14 protein-coding genes are annotated in these 18,042 nt (G+C 70.9%); 9 read left to right on the plus strand and 5 right to left on the minus strand.

Annotated elements, in window-relative coordinates:
* Nucleotides 1–45 precede the first annotated feature (45 nt).
* From AC5L30_RS17670 to AC5L30_RS17685, 4 genes are all read left to right on the plus strand, one after another.
* Complete coding sequence (locus AC5L30_RS17670) at nucleotides 46–939, plus strand: sulfotransferase domain-containing protein (RefSeq protein WP_494868492.1); 894 nt, start codon at nucleotides 46–48, stop codon at nucleotides 937–939.
* Between the two features lie 340 nt (nucleotides 940–1,279).
* The gene (locus AC5L30_RS17675) at nucleotides 1,280–1,672 is read left to right on the plus strand and encodes a cupin domain-containing protein (RefSeq protein ID WP_141908058.1); all 393 of its coding nucleotides are present in this window, start codon (nucleotides 1,280–1,282) and stop codon (nucleotides 1,670–1,672) included.
* 42 nt (nucleotides 1,673–1,714) lie between these two features.
* Nucleotides 1,715–3,514 carry a glycoside hydrolase family 15 protein gene (locus AC5L30_RS17680; RefSeq protein ID WP_494868493.1) on the plus strand — a complete coding sequence of 600 codons (1,800 nt, stop codon included), beginning with the start codon at nucleotides 1,715–1,717 and terminating at the stop codon, nucleotides 3,512–3,514.
* A gap of 258 nt (nucleotides 3,515–3,772) precedes the next feature.
* A complete protein-coding gene (locus AC5L30_RS17685; RefSeq protein ID WP_494868494.1) occupies nucleotides 3,773–5,137 on the plus strand; it encodes a pectate lyase in 1,365 nt (454 codons plus the stop codon).
* Between the two features lie 53 nt (nucleotides 5,138–5,190).
* On the opposite strand, the gene AC5L30_RS17690 is transcribed toward AC5L30_RS17685, so the two are convergent.
* Nucleotides 5,191–6,381: a threonine synthase gene (locus tag AC5L30_RS17690; RefSeq protein WP_494868495.1), complete on the minus strand. Its 1,191-nt coding sequence runs from the start codon at nucleotides 6,379–6,381 to the stop codon at nucleotides 5,191–5,193.
* A 14-nt stretch (nucleotides 6,382–6,395) separates the two neighbouring features.
* The gene (locus tag AC5L30_RS17695; RefSeq protein WP_494868496.1) at nucleotides 6,396–7,445 is read right to left on the minus strand and encodes a DNA polymerase ligase N-terminal domain-containing protein; all 1,050 of its coding nucleotides are present in this window, start codon (nucleotides 7,443–7,445) and stop codon (nucleotides 6,396–6,398) included.
* A gap of 94 nt (nucleotides 7,446–7,539) precedes the next feature.
* Here AC5L30_RS17695 and AC5L30_RS17700 point away from each other — a divergent pair, with 94 nt between their 5' ends.
* The 3 genes from AC5L30_RS17700 (at nucleotide 7,540) to AC5L30_RS17710 (ending at nucleotide 9,572) form a co-directional block, all read left to right on the plus strand.
* A complete protein-coding gene (locus AC5L30_RS17700) occupies nucleotides 7,540–8,328 on the plus strand; it encodes an aldo/keto reductase (protein ID WP_494868497.1) in 789 nt (262 codons plus the stop codon).
* 126 nt (nucleotides 8,329–8,454) lie between these two features.
* Nucleotides 8,455–8,607, plus strand: coding sequence for a hypothetical protein (locus AC5L30_RS17705; RefSeq protein ID WP_167457661.1), 153 nt, complete (start codon nucleotides 8,455–8,457; stop codon nucleotides 8,605–8,607).
* Nucleotides 8,607–9,572 (plus strand): golvesin C-terminal-like domain-containing protein, encoded by a 966-nt coding sequence (locus AC5L30_RS17710; protein ID WP_494868499.1) that lies wholly within the window; start codon nucleotides 8,607–8,609, stop codon nucleotides 9,570–9,572. The genes AC5L30_RS17705 and AC5L30_RS17710 overlap by 1 nt, the downstream gene beginning before the upstream one ends.
* Before the next feature lie 486 nt (nucleotides 9,573–10,058).
* Here the strand turns inward: AC5L30_RS17710 and AC5L30_RS17715 are convergent, their stop codons facing one another.
* Entirely contained in the window at nucleotides 10,059–11,615 is a 1,557-nt protein-coding gene (locus tag AC5L30_RS17715; RefSeq protein ID WP_494868500.1) for a SulP family inorganic anion transporter, read from the minus strand.
* A 118-nt stretch (nucleotides 11,616–11,733) separates the two neighbouring features.
* The gene (locus AC5L30_RS17720; protein WP_494868501.1) at nucleotides 11,734–12,846 is read right to left on the minus strand and encodes a glycoside hydrolase family 12 protein; all 1,113 of its coding nucleotides are present in this window, start codon (nucleotides 12,844–12,846) and stop codon (nucleotides 11,734–11,736) included.
* 299 nt (nucleotides 12,847–13,145) lie between these two features.
* Between AC5L30_RS17720 and AC5L30_RS17725 the strand changes: the two genes are divergently transcribed.
* Complete coding sequence (locus AC5L30_RS17725) at nucleotides 13,146–14,252, plus strand: FAD-dependent monooxygenase (protein WP_494868503.1); 1,107 nt, start codon at nucleotides 13,146–13,148, stop codon at nucleotides 14,250–14,252.
* A gap of 130 nt (nucleotides 14,253–14,382) precedes the next feature.
* Entirely contained in the window at nucleotides 14,383–16,143 is a 1,761-nt protein-coding gene (gene ctaD / locus AC5L30_RS17730; RefSeq protein WP_494868504.1) for an aa3-type cytochrome oxidase subunit I, read from the plus strand.
* Nucleotides 16,144–16,757: 614 nt separating this feature from the next.
* Here ctaD and AC5L30_RS17735 read toward each other — a convergent pair.
* A complete protein-coding gene (locus AC5L30_RS17735; protein WP_494868506.1) occupies nucleotides 16,758–18,005 on the minus strand; it encodes an MFS transporter in 1,248 nt (415 codons plus the stop codon).
* Between the last annotated feature and the right edge of the window lie 37 nt (nucleotides 18,006–18,042).

Genomic DNA, 18,042 nt, shown 5'->3' on the forward strand with positions numbered 1-18,042 from the left:
GGAATTCGGCTGCTCGACTGTCGGTTCGGCGACTACCATCCACCGATGCCCACGCCAATTCGCCGCTACCGATCCGACGAAGAGGACAGCGCGCGCTGGACCGGCTTCCCGTTCCGCGACGGCGACATCGTGATCAGCACCCGGTCCAAGAGCGGCACCACCTGGATGCAGATGATCTGTGCGCTGCTGGTGCTGGGCACCCCGGAGTTGCCGGCGCCGCTGACCGTGCTGTCGCCGTGGCTGGACTGGTTGGGCGAGCCGCGGGACGCCGTGTACGACCGGCTGGCCGGCCAGCCGCACCGGCGGTTCATCAAGACGCACACCCCGCTGGACGGGGTGCCGCTCGACCCTCGGGCGCACTACGTGGTGGTGGCCCGGCACCCGCTGGACATGGCGGTCTCCCTCTACCACCAGGGCGCCAACCTGGACCGGGCGCGCCTCGCCGAGCTGACCGGCCAACCCGCCCCGGCCGGGCCACCTCCCGGGCGGCCTCCGGTGCGGGAGTGGTTGCTGAAATGGGTCGACCGCGAGGCGGACCCCCGCGCCGAGTTGGATTCGCTGCCCGGGGTGCTGATGCACCTGACCGACGCGTGGGCCCGCCGGCACGAGCCGAACGTCGAGCTGGTGCACTACGACGACCTGCTGGCCGATCTGGGCGGTGAGATGCGCCGCCTCGCCGACCGGTGGGGCATCGCGGTCCCCGCCGGTCGCTGGCCCGAGCTCATCGAGGCGGCCACCTTCGGTCGCATGCGTGAGCGCGCCGACCAGCTCGCACCCGACACGCTCGGCGTGCTGCGTGACCGGCAGGCGTTCTTTCGCCGGGGCGGCTCTCAGGGACGCGACCTGCTGGACGAGGCTGGCCTCGCCCGCTACCAGAAACGGCTCGCCGCGCTCGCCCCGCTCGCCCCGCCCGACCTGCTCACCTGGCTGCACCGCTGACGTCTCACCGTCGCGCCGATCTTGCGGTTTCGGTTGCCGACACGCGTGATATGCCCTCTATGTCGGGACAGTAAGTGCAAGATCGCGGGGCGCGGGCGCGGGGCCCAGACGAGCGCACGGCGCCGCTCGACCGTGGTCGGAACGTCGCCGCGCTCTGGCCGTCTCCCACCATCGCAGCCGTTCGGCGGTACGCCGGCGGGGACCTGGCTCGACCGGCCCTTCGTGCCGGTCCGCGCTCTCGATCCCCGGTCCAGCCGAATCCAAACCCGCTGACCGTGGGGAATTCCACCATTCGCCAGTCCCGGCGTGGCGCACTGCCGGACGGGGTATGAGCATGGACATGGAGCATTTCACTATCGCGACTGTCGCCGAGAAGAGCCCGGATTTCCGGCGGGTGCTGTGGACCGGTGAGCACACCCAGCTGGTCATCATGACCATCCCCGCCGGTGGTGAGATCGGCGAGGAGGTGCACGAGGACATCGACCAGATCCTCACCTTCGTCAGCGGCGTGGGCGAGGCCCGGGTCGCCGGCGCGAAGCGGAAGGTCGCCGCGGGCGACCTGGTCGTGGTGCCGGCCGGCACCAAGCACAACTTCGTCAACACCGGCCCCAACCCGCTGGTGCTGTACACGGTCTACGGGCCTCCGGAGCACGCCGACCAGGCCGTGCACAAGACCAAGGAGGAGGCCGACGCGGCCGAGGCGGCGGGCGAGGACGAGCCTCCGACCGAGTGAGCCGTCCCGCCTGATCCGGGCCGATGCGGGTACCCCCGGCGGGTGGAGCAGCAGCCGCGGATCTCCGACTACGGGTTCCTCTCGGACTCTCGTTCGGGTGCCCTGGTCGGGAAGGACGGCTCGATCGACTGGTGGTGCCCGCACCGGTTTGACGGGTCGTCCGTGTTCGCGCGGTTGCTCGACCCGAAAGCTGGCCACTTCCGGCTGGCGCCGGTCGGGGTCGGCGGCCCGGGTCACCGGGTGGAGCGCGCGTACCTGCCGGACTCGTTGGTGCTGCGGACGGTGCACCACACCCCGGACGGCAGCGTGGCGGTCACCGACGCCCTGGCCGCCGAGACCGGCGCCCGTGCCCACGAGCTGGGCAAGAACTCACCCGCCGTGCTGATTCGGGTGGTGGAGGGCCTGTCCGGGCGGGTGCGAATGGCGTTGGACTTCGCGCCCCGCCCGGAGTACGGCCTGCTCACGCCGTACCTGCACGAGCAGCCGGACGGCGGGGTGCTGGCCGGTGCCGGCCCGGTGGTGCTGATGTTGCGCGCCGGAGGTCTGCACCTGCGGGCGGGCACCGATCGGGTGAACCACGAGTTCGAGGTCTCCGCCGGTCAGGTGATCGGGATGGACCTCGCGTTCGGCGAGGCGTACGGCGACCCGCCGGCCCGGATGGACCCGCTGACCACCCTCGCCGAGACGACGCGGGCGTGGCAGGCGTTCCGGGAGACGCACGGGTACTCCGGCCGCTACCCCGAACTCGTCAAGCACAGCTCGACGGTCCTGACCGGCCTCACGTACGCCCGCAGTGGCGCGGTCGCCGCGGCGCTGACCACCTCGCTGCCGGAGCAGATCGGCGGCGACCGGAACTACGACTACCGCTACTCCTGGCTACGGGACTTCTCGTTGACGATGCGGGCGCTCTGGGTGGCGGCCTGCCCCGACGAGACGTCCCGGCTGTTCGCCTGGGCGACCCGCTCGATCGGCCGGTTCGGCGACGAGCCCGTCCCGGTGCTCTTCGGGCTGGAGGGCGAGCGCGACCTCTCCGAGCACCACTGCCCCCACCTACGCGGCTACCGCGACAGCAGGCCCGTGCGGGTCGGCAACGATGCCTGGCGACAGCGGCAGCTCGACGTGCCGGGTGAGGTGATGTCGGCGGTGTGGCGGCTGCGCGACTACCTCGGCGCGACGTTCGAGGACGAGCTGCGGGAGATGGTGCTCGGGCTGACCGAGCAGGTGGCCTCGACGTGGCACCTGCCGGACCGGGGCATCTGGGAGACTCGCGACGAGGAGCGGCACTACGTCTCGTCCAAGGTGGCCTGCTGGCTGACCATGGACCGGGCGGTGGGGCTCGCTGACCGGCTCGGCGAACGGGCCGACCCCCGTCGCTGGGCTCGGGTGCGCGACGAGATCCGCGACACCGTGCTGCGCGAGGGGTGGAACGACCGGATCGGGGCGTTCACCGGCGCGTTCGGGTCGGCGGAGTTGGACGCCTCGGTGCTCGCCCTGCCGGTCACGCACTTCCTGCCGGCCACCGACCCGCGGATGCGCTCGACCATCGCGATGGTCGAGCGCGAGCTGGGCACCGAGGACGGCCTGCTGCGGCGCTGGACGACCGACCCGGCCGGATTCCTGCTGTGCTCGTTCTGGCTGGTGGAGTGCCTGGTGATGACGGGTGAGCAGCAGCGGGCCGAGGCGCTCTTCGAGCGGGTCGTCGGGTACGCCAACGACGTGGGGCTGTTCAGCGAGCAGATCGACCTCACCACCGGGATGCAGCTCGGCAACACCCCGCAGGCGCTCTCGCACATCGGCCTGATCAACGCGGCCTGGCGGATCACCGAGCCGGAGAGCTACTGATCTCTCGGCGTTTCTTCCCGGCCGGAATCCTGCAACAGACCTGCAAGCGTCAGGCATTGACGCTGATGCTTGGGCAGTCCTAGCCTCGAAGGGTCGGGAAAGCCCTTTCCCCAGGGTTGTGATCCCGCTTCACCCCGCTTCGGATCCGGGCGTCCGACGGGGACGCACACCGATCCCGTTCACGCGCAGCACGCCGTGCCGACACGTCTCGGTACGGCCGCGGCGGGATCACCACCACATGCGTCAAGGAGGACACCTGTGCAGAAAAGACGACTCTCCGGCCGCCGACCACTCCTGCTGGCGGTGGGTGCCGGGGCGACCGCCGCGGCCCTCGCCGCCGGCATGACCTCGGCCTTCGCGGCCACCGTCTTCAGCGACGACTTCGCCGACGGCGACACCTCCGGCTGGTCCAAGTCCGGCGGCACCTGGACCGTCGACGGCTCCGGCGTGCTCAACCAGTCCAACGCCGGCAGCGAGCTGGCCCGCCAGTTCGCCGGCCAGACCAGCTGGACCAACTACTCGGTGCAGGCTCGGGTCAGGCCGACGAGCTTCGGCTCGTCCAGCGCCCTGGTCGGGCTCGCCGCCCGCTCCGCCAGCAGCACCAAGATGTACCGGCTGGCCCTGCTCGGCTCCGGCCGAGCCGAACTCCAGGCGGTCAACGGCAGCTCCGTCACCGCGATCGGGTCCGCCTCGTTGGGCATCGGCGCCGGCACCTGGTACACCCTGCGCATCGAGACCAGCGGCAGCACCATCCGCGGCTTCGTCAACGGCACGCAGATCGCGTCCGGCAGCAACAGCCTTGCCGGCGCCGGCCGGATCGGGCTGGTCACCGCGTACGCCAGCGGCGGCTTCGACGACGTGGTGGTCGACTCGTCCGGTGGCGGCACCCCGACCACACCGCCGCCGACGACCACTCCGCCGCCGCCCACCACGCCGGGCCCGACCGTCCCGCCGGCCGGCTGGCCGACTCCCACCGGCAGCCAGAAGGTGGACGCGACTGTCGCGGTCTCCGGCACCTTCGACGGTGGACTCAAGCGCTACTACGGCATCGGTGACGGCGGGCAGAGCGAGAGCCAGGACCCGATGTTCGAGCTGGCCGCCGGCGCCACCCTGCGCAACGTGATCATCGGCGCCCCGGCCGGTGACGGCGTGCACTGCGAGGGCAACTGCACCCTGATCAACGTCTGGTGGGAGGACGTCGGCGAGGACGCGGCGACCTTCCGCGGCGGCACCACGTACACCGTCGACGGCGGCGGGGCCCGCTCCGCCAGCGACAAGGTCTTCCAGCACAACGGCTCGGGCACCGTCCACATCAAGAACTTCCGGGTGGAGAACGCCGGCAAGCTCTACCGTGCCTGCGGCAACTGCTCCACGTCGTACCAGCGGCACGTGGTGATCGACAACGTGACCGTCCGGAACACCGACGCGATCGCCGGCATCAACACCAACTGGGGCGACACCGCCCGGTTCAGCCGGATCACCATCGTCGGCGACCCGGACCGGGAGACCTCGATCTGCGTGAAGTACAAGGGCGTGCCGAAGGGCAGCGAGCCGACCGAGATCGGCGAGGGCGCCGACGGCGTCAACTGCCTCTACTCACCCTCGGACATCACCTACCAGTAGACCGGCACGCACGACGCACCCCGCGCACCGCCGGTCCGCGGGGTGCCGTCACCTCACCCCACCAGGGGTACGCCGGACACGTCGACCGTGTCCGGGTACTTCAGCCCGGCGCCGGTGTTCAGCACCACCACCCGTTCGCCGGCCCGGATCCACCCGCCGGCGCGCAGCTGCCGAGCCGCGGTGAGGCAGGCCGCCCCCTCCGGGCAGAGCAACAACCCCTCCCGGGCGGCGAAGTCCCGCAGGTCGGCCAGGATGTCCGCGTCGTCGACGGCGACGGCCGTGCCGGAGGACTCCCGCAACGCCGCCAGGATCAGCTCGTCACCCAGCGGCGCCGGCACGGTGATGCCGAACGCCACCGTGTGCGCGTCCGCCCACGGCTGCGCCCGATCCTCGCCGGTGGCGAACGCCCGCACGATCGGCGCGCAGCCGGTGGACTGCACCGCCACCAGGCGGGGCAGCTTGTCGCCGATCCAGCCCAGCTCACGCAGCTCGTGCAGCGCCTTGTGGATCCCGATCAGGCCGACCCCGCCGCCGGTCGGATAGATGATCACGTCGGGTGCCTGCCAGCCGAGCTGCTCGACGATCTCGTACCCCATCGTCTTCTTGCCCTCCAGCCGGTAGGGCTCGCGCAGCGTGCCGGCGTCGAAGATCGCCCCGTTCGACTCCGCGATCAGCTCGGCCACCCACCGACCGGCGTCGCCGATCAGCCCGTCGATCAGGCGCAGGTCGGCCCCGGCGGCGACGCACTCGCGCCGGCAGATGCTCGGGGCCTCCAGCGGCATGACGATGGTCGCGCCCATCCCGGCCCGCGCGGCGTACGTGGCCCAGGCTGACCCGGCGTTGCCGTTGGTGGGCATCGCGATCCGCTCGACGCCCAGCTCGCGAGCCCGGCTCACGCCGACCGCCGCGCCCCGGGCCTTGAACGAGCCGGTCGGGATCAACCCCTCGTCCTTGACCATCAGGTCCGCGACGCCGATCTCGGTGCCGTACGCCGGGGCGCGCAACAGCGGCGTCCAGCCCTCACCCAGCGTGGTGACGTGCCGAGGGTCGGCGACCGGCAGCAGCTCCCGGTAGCGCCACAGGTCGGCCGGGCGCAGCGGAAAGCGTTCCGGGGTGACCGCCTTCGCCACGGCCGGCAGGTCGTAGCGGGCCAGCAGCGGCGACCCGCACTCGCAGAGGTTCTGTAACCGGTCGGCGGCGTACTCCTTGCCGCAGCGCGGGCAGTCCAGGTGGGTCAGGTACACGTCGCTCCTCGCCGTCACACCGCGTCGATGCTCAGCCAGTGCCGGCTGCGCCGCCCCGGCTGGTAGACCGAGTCCAGTCGCTTGGCGACCACGCCCGGCAGGCCCTGTTCCTGGCCGGCACGCAGGGCCTCGTCGCCCGCGCCCGGGAACCACGGCGGAGTCTGCCAGTGCGTACCGGCCAAGACCAGCCCATCGAGCAGCTCCCGGCGTTGCGCGTACGGCACGTCGACGCTGCTCACGCCCTCCAACCAGAGCAGGTCGACGATCAGGTACTGGGCGTCGGCGGGAACCCGGCTGCCGGTGGCCGGCCGGATCGGGCGGACCCGCCCGGCACCGTCGATGCGGACCAGCACACCGTCGAGCACCGCCTCGGTGGGCGCGAGCGCCTCGGCCATCGCGCGCAGCCACGGATACCCGCCGGTGATCTCCTCGTCCGTCTCGGAGAGCAGCCGTAACCGTCCGCCGGAGACGTACGCCATCGCCCGCACGCCGTCCCAGCGCAGCTCGTACCCCCAGGCGGCCCGGTCGCGGGGGAGGCCGGCGGCGGGCGTGGCGTGCATCGGTCGGACCACATCCGGCATCGGTGTCCAGCCCGGCGGCGCCGGGTCGGTGCGGCGGACCATCCAGTCCCGCCCTCCGGTGGCGAAGAGGACGTAACGGCCGGCGGTCCGCTCACCGGAGAGCGTCACGATCACCTCGTCGTCGCGCCACTTCTCGCACCGGTAGGTGCCCCGGTCGTGGATCAGCATCCGGCCACCGCCGTACTCGCCGGCGGGGATCTCGCCGGCGAAGTCGAGGTATTCCATCGGGTGGTCCTCGGTGTGCACGGCGAGGTGGTTGCGACCCGGGTCGCGGGGCAGACCGCGTGGCACCGCCCAGGACGCGAGCACCCCCTCGTGCTCCAGGCGCAGGTCCCAGTGCAGGCTGCGGGCATGGTGCTGCTGGATGACGAAGCGGGCGGCGTCGGCGTCGGGGCCGGCCGACGAAGGGCGCTCCGACGGCACCGGCTCCGGCGTGCGGGCCGCGTCCCGCCGTCGCCGGTACTCCTCCAGCCGGTCGGTCACACCCGCATTCTCCGGCAAACCGGACCGGTGCGCTGGCCGCCCGAGTGTCCGGTTCGCTCGGCGGCCGGGGGTGCAGCGGGGTAGAACGGACCTCATGGACCTCACCGACCAGCCCACCGCCCTGCTCCCCGGTGACGTGCGGATGCCCCTGCTCGGCTTCGGCACCTGGCAGGCCACCGGCCAGGTCGGTTACGACGCCGTGCTGGCCGCGCTCGACACCGGCTACCGGCACCTCGACACCGCCACCGTGTACGGCAACGAGCGGGAGGTCGGCCGTGCGGTGCGGGAGAGCGGGCTGCGCCGGGAGGACGTCTTCATCACCACCAAGCTCCCGCCGGACCGGGTGGGCCGGGAGCGCGCGACGCTGGAGGCCAGCCTGGAGGCGCTCGGCGTCGAGCACGTCGACCTCTGGCTGATCCACTGGCCGCCGTCGTCGCCGGGGGACAGCATCCCGCTCTGGCGCGAACTGCTCGCCGCCCGGGACGAGAACCTGGCCCGTGCGGTCGGGGTGAGCAACTACAGCACCGCGGAGATCGACGAGCTGATCCAGTCCACCGAGGAGAACCCGGCGGTCAACCAGATTCGGTGGAGCCCGTCGCTGTACGACCGGCAGCGGCACGCCGAGCACCGGGACCGGGGCGTGGTGCTGGAGGGGTACAGCCCGTTCAAGACCAGCGACCTCAGCGACCCGGTGCTGACCCGGATCGCCGCCGCGCACGGCGTCTCCCCGGCGCAGGTGGTGCTGCGCTGGCACATCGACCACGAGATCGTGGTGATCCCGAAGTCGGTCACCCCGGAGCGGATCAGCGCCAACTTCGACGTCTTCCACTTCTCGCTCACGGCCGAGGAGATGCGCGACATCGACGCGCTCGGCGAGGTCTGAATCGGCGGTTTTCTTCAGCCGGCGACCCGGCAATGAAGGGTATCGACATCGACGTACGTGACGGTATAGCGTGCCCGTCATCACGTTCGTCGATCCGTTCGTACCCGCCGTCGCTGGAGGATCGCCATGGCCCGAACACCGTCCATCCGTCTGCGCCGCCGTGGGGTGCTCGGCATCCCCGCCCTGGTGGTCGCCGCGCTGACCGTCGTCGCCCGACCCGCCGCGGCGAACGCCGCGCCGAAGGCCGAGTGCCTCGCCGACCTGCTTCAGGACGCCTGATGGCGACGATCCCCTGGCTGGTGGACGTGCTGCGCTCCGCCGGGGTTCAGGTCGTGGTCGAGGGGGACTGGCTCAACCGGATGCGGCCCGGCTCCTTCGACCCGATCGGGGTGCTCTGGCACCACACCGCCTCGACCTCCAGCGCCAGCAACCCGCACCCGGCGCTCGGCATCTGCATCAACGGCCGCTCCGACCTGCCGGGGCCGCTGTGCCAGGCGCTCGTCGACTACCACGGCGTCTTCCACGTCATCTCCGCCGGCCGGTGCAACCATGCCGGGGTCAGCGGCGGCAGCGGGCCGATCCCGGCCGGGGACGGCAACACCCTCATGATCGGGTGGGAGATCGACTACAACGGTGTCAACCAGGAGATGACCGCCGCGCAGTACAACGCGTCGCTCGCCGCCACGGCCGCCGTGCTCACCCGCCTCGGCCGGGACAGCAGCTACGCCCGGGGCCACCGGGAGACCAGCACCACCGGCAAGATCGACCCGTCGTTCATCGACCTGAACGTGATGCGCGCCGACGTGGCGGCGAGAATGGCCGGCGGCGGCACCGCCTGGACAACCACTGTGGACAACACCACCAGCGGGCGGTTCACCGCCAGCGCCAACTGGGGTGTGTCGTCGTACTCCAGTCAGCGCTACGGCGCCGACTACCGGTACGCGGACCCGGTCGCCGCCAGCGATGTGGCGTGGTACCGGTTCAACGTCCCGGCCACCGCCAGCTACCGGGTCGAGGCCTGGTGGCCGGCGAACTCCGGCTACAACAGCGCGGCCCCGTACATCGTCGCCACCAGCACCGGCAACCAGACCGTGCGGGTCGACCAACGGGCCACCGGCGGGCAGTGGCGGGTTCTCGGCACGTTCACGCTGCCGGCGGGCGACGCCAACCGGGTGGGCGTGAGTCGGTGGAGCAACACCGCCGGCCTGGTCGTCGCCGACGCCGTACGCCTCACCCGGGTCTGACCCCGTCCACGTCCGCCCCGGCTTGACGCGTCCGCCCGGGCTTGATCGACTCGACTTCCCGGAAGTCGGGGTGTCCCACGTGCGAGGATGCCCCGACTTCAAGGAACCCGAGTGGATCTCGGCAGGGTGGAAGGTGCCGTTCGTCGAGAGAGACGCGAACGTGATGGCGGTGTTACGTCGCCTGGATGATCCCGAATGGCTGGAGTTCCCCGCCGGCTACAGCAGAAGCCAGCTTGCGGCCATACTCGGCATCCTGGTTGCGGACATCGATTCTCGCTTCGCGACGACCTGCGGAGTTGAGCGGGACATCCAAGACTCCGCTCAGTACGGGCGAATCGAAGTGCCGGAGGAATCCACGATCTGCGGGACGCGGATCGTTGTCCTGGTGAGCAAGTTCAAGCCGTTGGCCATGGTGGCCACCGACAACCCCAAGGATCATTCTGATGCGACCTTCATCCAGCCGAGCTGGATGAGGATGCCCCGATTTTACGGAACTCGAGGGTTTGCGAGGGGCGGTGCAACGTGCCCATGCGCATCCGGAAACTGGCGACCCCGAGCCACGCACGGGGAGGTGCGTTTGCCGGTGCCGAGCCCGTCGGTGCCCGCACGGTGCAACCACGAGCCGTGTACCTCGTTGACCTGGACGGTGCCACCGGACCGCGTGTAGGACGCCTGCCAGCCGCGGATGGTTTCGTAGGCGCCGTGGTCGAGATAGTCCAGGTGTAGTTCGAGGACGACGTGCTGCCCCGGGGGCAGGGCGGCGAGCCGGCGGGTGAGTCGTCCGGAGGCGACGAAGGCGAGTGTTCCGATGATCGACACGAGCCAGCTGCCGGAGTTCGGCTCGGTGACGTGAATCTCGCACCGGGCCAACCGCCACAACATGAAGAGCACCGCCGTCGCCATGCCCAGCCCGACCCCGATGAGCAGGTCGGTCGCGGCAACGCCCACTGCGGTGATCATATAGATGGGCAGTTCCCGGTGCCGGGCGTACGTGCGGATCTGGGCGAGGCTCACCAGTCGCAGGCCGACCACCACGAGGACGGCGGCGAGCACGGCCATCGGGATCATTTCCAGCAGTACGGCGCCAGCCATCACGAACCCGGCGATCCAGACTCCGTGCAGGATGGCCGAGGCGCGGGTGCGTGCCCCAGCCGCGACGTTGGCCGAGCTGCGCACGATGACGCCGGTGACCGGGAGGCCGCCGAGCGTTCCGGACACGGCGTTCGCGGCGCCCTGAGCGATGAGTTCGCGATCGAGGTTCGCCCGTGCGCCGTGGTGCATGCGGTCGACGGCCACCGCCGAGAGAAGAGATTCCACGCTCGCTACCAGGGCGATGGTGATGACTGCCGGGAGGACCTCCCACAGCGGTGAGTCGGGCCAGCGGGCGAAGGTGAGCGCGTTCAAGGGGTTGGCGGGCAGGTTCACCCGCTCCACGTCGGCACCGAGGGCCGTCGCGACCACGGTGGCAACCACCACCGCCACCAGGGTCGCCGGCAGCATTGTGGTCTTGACCAGACGGGCCCAGACCAGCAGCAGCGTCATGGTCAGCGCGCCGAGCAGCACGGACACGCTGTGGTAGTCGGCGACCTGGCCGGGTAGGTCACGGAGATTCGCCCACGCGGAGCTCTGGGGCGCGCCGCCGAGCGCTACGTGGACCTGGCTCAGCGCGATGACCAGGCCGATGCCGGCCAGCATCCCGTGTACGACCGTCGGCGAAAGAGCGAGCGCGGCCCGCCCGAGGCGGGTGATGCCGAGCAGGATCTGCAGCAGCCCGGCGAGGGTCACGATCGCGGCGGTGCCGGCGAAGCCGAACTCGGCGATGGTGCCCGCGACGATCACGGTGAGCCCAGCCGCTGGTCCGCTGACCTGGAGCGGCGCGCCGCTGAGCGCGCCGGCGACTATCCCGCCCACGACGGCGGCGATCAGCCCGGCCAGCAGGGGTGCTCCGGAGGCGGCAGCGATGCCGAGGGACAACGGGATGGCGATCAGGAAGACAACGATCGACGATGGGACATCGTGCCGAAATAGCGCTTTGACCGACATGTTCGGAAGGTACGCAGATAATATTAATGCATAGTTAAGCGTGATTCTTTCACCCGCGACCAGCGACGTGCGGGGGCGTGACCGACCAGGTCACGCCCCCGCACGTCGTGGTGTTGGCTCAGGTGCGGGAGCAGGTTGCCCCGTTGAGCGAGAAGCTGGTCGGTGACGAGTACGACCCGCTCAGGGTGCCCTGGTAGCCGAAGCTGGCCGTGCCCCCGGGTGCGACCGACCCGTTGTGGCCGGTGTTCCGGGCGGTCACCGTGGACCCGCTCTGGCTCACCGTGGCATTCCAGGCGTTGGTGACCTGCTGCCCGCTGGGCAGGCTGTAGGTGAGCGTCCAACCGTTGATCGCGCTGGAGCCGGTGTTGGTGATCTGCACGTCGGCCGTGAAGCCGTTGTTCCACGAGTTCGCCGTGTACTTCACCGCGCACGCGGCGCCACCGCCCGGCGGCGGGGTGGTCGGAGGCTGGCCCCCACCGTTGACGTTGGCCGAGAACGACGTCACCGCGAGGCCGACGCCGCCCTGCCACGGCTCGAAGCCGGCCTGGATGCTGGTCAGGTACCAGGAGTTGGTGATCGCGCCCCGGTTGCGGGTGTCGTTGATGAAGTCCAGCACGCTGAAGTTCAGGCTGGAGATCGCCGACGACGCGACGTAGGAGATGACGTTGTTGGAGCCGTTGCTGCCCCGCCAGACCTCCCAGGTGCGGCCGGCCAGGTTGGTCGTGCCGACGACCGAGCCGATGGGCTGGATCGGGCCCTGCCGGTTGAGCCAGATCATGATCTCCATCTGGTTCACCCCGTCCCGCTTGGGCGACGGGTCCAGCCAGATGTCGTACGACGCGTTGTAGGTGGCGCCGCTGACGTAGCGGTAGGAGATGCTGCTGGTGGCGCTGCTGATCTGGCTCACCTGGATCGGCAGGTTCGTGCCGGGGGAGCAGTTGGTGTAGTGGCAACCGAAGAACACCGAGGGGTACGCCGTCGGCGCCCCGTTGGTGGGGCTGCTGCCGTTCTGGGTGGTGATCTCGAAGCCGTTGTTGGTGACGTTGATGCACTGCTGGGCGGTGGTGCCCCAACGGTTGTTCTGCACCACGTAGCGGCCCTGGATGACGGCCGAGCCGTACTGTTCGCAGATCTGGGTGTCGGCGGAGGCGCTGCCGCCGAGGGCCACTGCCACCAGCGAACTGGCGACCAGCAGCCCGGCGGCGGCCAGGGCCCGAAGTTGACGTTTCATGACGCTCCTTGACTCGGCGCGTGCCGGGCGCCGGATGTGGTGGGGCAGTGCGGGAGCGCTCCCACGCTCAACGACACATTTACATGTCTGAAACTGCTGCGCAACCGTACGCGTTGAACTGGTGAATTGTGAGGATTGCCATCCGCCGCCGGACGGCCGGCACCGCAAGGCCAGCCAAGCGGCGTGGGTCGCCGACGGGCGGCGGGGTACGGGCCGATTGGGCCTGGTGTGCGCCGATCGCTCCGAGTAGCGTGTTGCCTCCAACGCGTGCCGCTCCCCCTCCGGAGGCGTACACCACCATGGGTGGCTCCCCCCTGCGCATCCTCGTCGTCGGCGCGGGCATCGCCGGCCTGGCCGTAGCCCGGGCGCTGCGCCTGGCGGGCTTCCGGCCCGACGTCACCGACAAGCTGCCACCGGGGGAGTCCACCGAGACCGGCCTCTACCTGCCCGGCAACGCCGCCCGCGCACTGCACCGCCTCGACCTGCACGACCCGGTCCGGCCGACCGGGCAGGTGATTCACCGGCAGCGGTTCTTCGACGCCGCGGGCGCGCAACTCTGCGAGGTCGACCTCGACGCCCTCTGGGCCGGCGTCGGTGAGTGCCGGGCCCTGCCCCGGGCCGACCTGCACCGGGTGCTGCTCAGCGGCGCCGGCGGCGCCGTCCGCCACGGCGCCGAGGTCCGCACCCTGGATCTCCTCCCGGGCGCGGTCGGCGTCACCTTCACCGACGGCACCACCACCGAGTACGACCTGGTCATCGGCGCCGACGGGCCACGCTCCTCGGTTCGTGCGCTGGCCGCGCTCGGCGGGCCGCCGCGCCCGGTCGGGCAGGTGGTCTACCGGGCCGTCCTGCGCGACGGTCCACCGGTCACCGAGTGGACCGCACTGCTCGGCCAGCGCTCCGGGTTCCTGATGGTGCCGATCGGTGCCGGGCGGCTGCACCTCTACGCCGACGAGGCCGGCACCGAGGAACCCGCCAACCCGCTGGCCCGGCTACGGGACCTCTTCGCCGACTACCGCGGCCCGGTCCCCGAGGTGCTGGCGGCGCTCGACGAGGTGCACGTCGGGATCACCGACGAGGTGGAGTTGGGCCGCTGGTACCGGGGGCGAGTCCTGCTGGTCGGCGACGCCGCGCACGCCACCGCGCCGACGCTGTCGCAGGGTGCGGCCATGGCGTTGGAGGACGCCGTGGTGCTGGCCGAGTCGCTGCGCGCCGCCAACAGCGTGGAGGCGGCGCTCGTGGCGTACGAAAGCCGTCGCCGTCCGCGTACCCGATGGGTGCGGGACCGGACCCGGGACCGCAACCGGACCAGGGACGTGCCGCCGGCGCTGCGCGACCCGCTGCTGCGCGGACGCGGCGACCGGATCTTCGGGGAGCACTACCGGCTCCTGCTCGGCCCGCTGTAGGCCCGTTGTAGATCGTGTCACGCCACCCCACGCGGCGCTGCGACCTGCCGGGGACTATCCTCCTTGCGGATGACGGCCCGCCGATAACCAGCGTGTGCCGAGCGGGACAACCGAGAACCGGAGGCCACTCGTGACCACCGTCGCACCCAAGCCGGTCGTGACCCGGCCCTGGCCGGTCCGGGAGCCGGTCAAGGGGTCGGCCATCGCGCGGCTGCTGCGAACCACGGACGCGAAGCAAATCGGGATCATGTACATGGTCACCGCGTTCGTGTTCTTCATGATCGGTGGCCTGATGGCCCTGATCATGCGGGCTGAGCTGGCCCGACCCGGGCTGCAGTTCCTGTCGCCCGAGCAGTACAACCAGCTCTTCACCATGCACGGCACGATCATGTTGCTGTTCTTCGCGACGCCGATCGTGTTCGCGTTCGCGAACTACATCGTGCCGATCCAGATCGGCGCGCCGGACGTCTCCTTCCCCCGGCTGAACAGCTTCGCCTACTGGCTGTACCTGTTTGGCGGGACGATGGCGACCGCCGGGTTCATCACCCCGGGTGGCGCCGCTGACTTCGGCTGGTTCGCGTACGCGCCGCTGAGCAGCGTCGAGCACTCGCCCGGCGTCGGCGCCAACATGTGGATCATGGGTCTGGCCATCTCCGGTCTGGGCACCATCCTCGGTGCCGTGAACATGATCACCACGATCCTCACGCTGCGCGCCCCCGGCATGACCATGTTCCGGATGCCGATCTTCACGTGGAACATCCTGGTCACCAGCCTCCTGGTGATCCTGGTCTTCCCGCTGCTGGCCGCCGCGCTGTTCGCGCTCGCCGCGGACCGCATCCTCGGTGCGCACGTGTACGACCCGGCGACCGGTGGGCCGATGCTCTGGCAGCACCTGTTCTGGTTCTTCGGGCACCCCGAGGTCTACATCGTGGCGTTGCCGTTCTTCGGCATCATCAGCGAGGTCATCCCGGTCTTCTCCCGCAAGCCGATCTTCGGCTACAAGGGTCTGGTCGCCGCGACCGTCGCGATCGCCGCGCTCTCCATGAGCGTCTGGGCGCACCACATGTTCGCCACCGGCCAGGTGCTGCTGCCGTTCTTCAGCTTCCTGAGCTACCTGATCGCCGTGCCGACCGGTATGAAGTTCTTCAACTGGATCGGCACCATGTGGCGGGGCCAGATCAGCTTCGAGACGCCCATGCTCTGGGCGGTCGGCTTCCTGGTCACCTTCCTCTTCGGTGGTCTCACCGGTGTGCTGCTGGCCAGCCCGCCGATCGACTTCCACGTGTCGGACTCGTACTTCGTGGTGGCGCACTTCCACTACGTGCTCTTCGGCACCATCGTGTTCGCGGTCTTCGCGGGCATCTACTTCTGGTTCCCGAAGATGTTCGGCCGGATGCTCGACGAGCGCCTCGGCAAGGTGCACTTCTGGCTCACCATGATCGGCTTCCACACCACGTTCCTGGTGCAGCACTGGCTCGGCAACGAGGGCATGCCCCGCCGGTACGCCGACTACCAGCCCATCGACGGCTTCACCACGTTGAACATGATCTCCACGATCGGCGCGTTCATCACCGGTATCTCGACGCTGCCGTTCATCTACAACTGCTGGAAGTCGTACAAGACCGGCCCTGTGGTCGAGGTGAACGACCCCTGGGGTCACGGCAACTCGCTGGAGTGGGCGACCAGCAGCCCGCCGCCGCTGCGCAACTTCGACCGGATGCCGCGGATCCGCTCCGAGCGGCCGGCGTTCGACGCGAAGTTCCCGGAGCTGGCGGCCGGTGGTCAGAGCCTGGCCGGCCCGCCGGAGGGTGGCGCCAAGCCGCTCACCAGCGAGTCGGACGGCGGAGCCAGCTACCGCGAGGACACCGCGAGCGACATCGACCGGCACTGACGCTCAAGCTCAGCAGTACGGCGGGCGCCGCCCCCGGGACACCGGGAGCGGCGCCCGCCGCCATGTCCAGCCACTGTCACGCCCGCGTCTTGCCACGCATCGGGCGCGCCGCGTCGCTCACCGGCGGCGCCTGCGTGGCCGGGTCTCCGGGTGGCGGTAGTGCTGACGAGCGATATACCTGTGAGGCATAAATATGCCTCACAGGTATATCCGCTGTGAGCATGTGCCGTCCGTCGGCGGTCGGGTTGGTCGCCGACCGGTGTGGAGCGGCAAGTTCAGGCAGAGCAGCCCGCTCCAGTGCGACGCGATCCCGCACACCCCGCCTCAGCGCAGGCGCGCTCCGACGCAGGCCGCTCCAGCGCCGCGCGGTCCAGCGTGCCCGGCCCCAGCGTGCCCGGCCCCAGTGCGGCGCGGGCCCAGTGCGGCGTGGCCCCAGCGCGCCCGGCTCCAGCGCGGCGCGGTCCGGCGCGCCCCGGCCCAGTGCGGTGCGGGTCCAGCGCAGGCGCTCCAGCGCAGGGCGTTCAGGCGCGGCGGGACCGTCGCGGTCAGACAGCCCAGTGCTCCGACCGGCGCAGGGCGCCGACCTCCAGCTTCGCTGACGTCGGCGGGGGCCGTCAGCGGGCGGCGGGGGTGAGGTCGGCCTCGACGGGCGGCGGGGCGGCCGCCTCGGCGTTGCGGCGGCGGCGCAGCTCGATCGGGAGCACCACCAGGGTGACCAGCGCGCCGAGCGCACCAGTCACCACGAAGCCCCAGAGTGGCGCGCTGGCGTCGATCACCGCGCCGGCGAGCGGTGCGCCGATCGCGATGCCGACGGTGACCGCCGACCCGTGCAGCCCCATCGCCTCACCGCGTACCTCGGCCGGAACCAGGCGGCTGACCGCGTCCGAGCCGGCCGCGATGGTCGGCGCGCAGAGCGCGCCGGCGGGGATCAGCGCCAGGCACAGCAGCCACCAGTGCGCACCGCCCAGCCCCACCGGAATGGTGCACAGGGCCAGTGCGGCGGTCAGTGCCAGCGGGGAGAACGAGCGGTGGACGGCTCCGTAGGCGAAACCGCCGGCCAGCGAGGCGACCGCCCAGATGGCCAGGACCGCGCCGGTCCAGCCGACCTCGCCGCTGGCCCGCAGGACGGCGACCACCGCCACGTCGGTACCGCCGAGCACCAGGGTCGCGGCGGCGCTGAGCGCCAGCACGGCGAGCAGTCGGGGGGTCAGCCACTCCCGGCGCGGCACCCGGCGTTGTGGGCCGGTGGGCTCGGCGGCATCCCGGATCGGTGGGTTGACCCACCACAGGGCGATCCCGGCGGCGACGATGCCGCCACCGACCAGGTACATGGTGGTCTGCGCGGAGATCGCGGTGACCAGGGCCACCGCCAACGCCGGGCCGATCATGAAGGACAGCTCCACCGACATCGAGTCCAGTGCGTAGGCCGGGCGGCGTTGGTCCTCGGGGACCAGCGCGGCGATCGACTGACGGACGACGGAGAAGATGGGCAGGGCCAGGGAGCCGGCCACGAAGGCGGCCGGCAGGAGCACGGGGTACGCCAGCGAGGGCGCGGTGGACCAGAAGATCGCCTCGGCGATCCCGGTGAGCACCAGGACCGGGCGCAGTCCACGCCGGTCCACCAGTCGGCCGAGCAGCGGCCCGCCGATCGCCGCGCCTACGGTGACGGCAGCACCCACCAGGCCGGCCGCCCCGTAGCCCCGATCAAGATCGAACACCACGTGGAAGGTCAGCGTCACCCCGGTCGCGGTGAGCGGAATGCGGGCGAGGACGGCGACCAGTAGCAACGATCGCAGGCCGGGCAGGGCGAGCGCCCGCCGGTAAGGCTTCATGTTCACGTGGGTCCGTACCTCCGGCGACATCCTCGACCGGCGGCGGCCCCATGGCCAACCAATTAGC

The sequence above is a fragment of the Micromonospora sp. BQ32 genome (assembly GCF_059358895.1).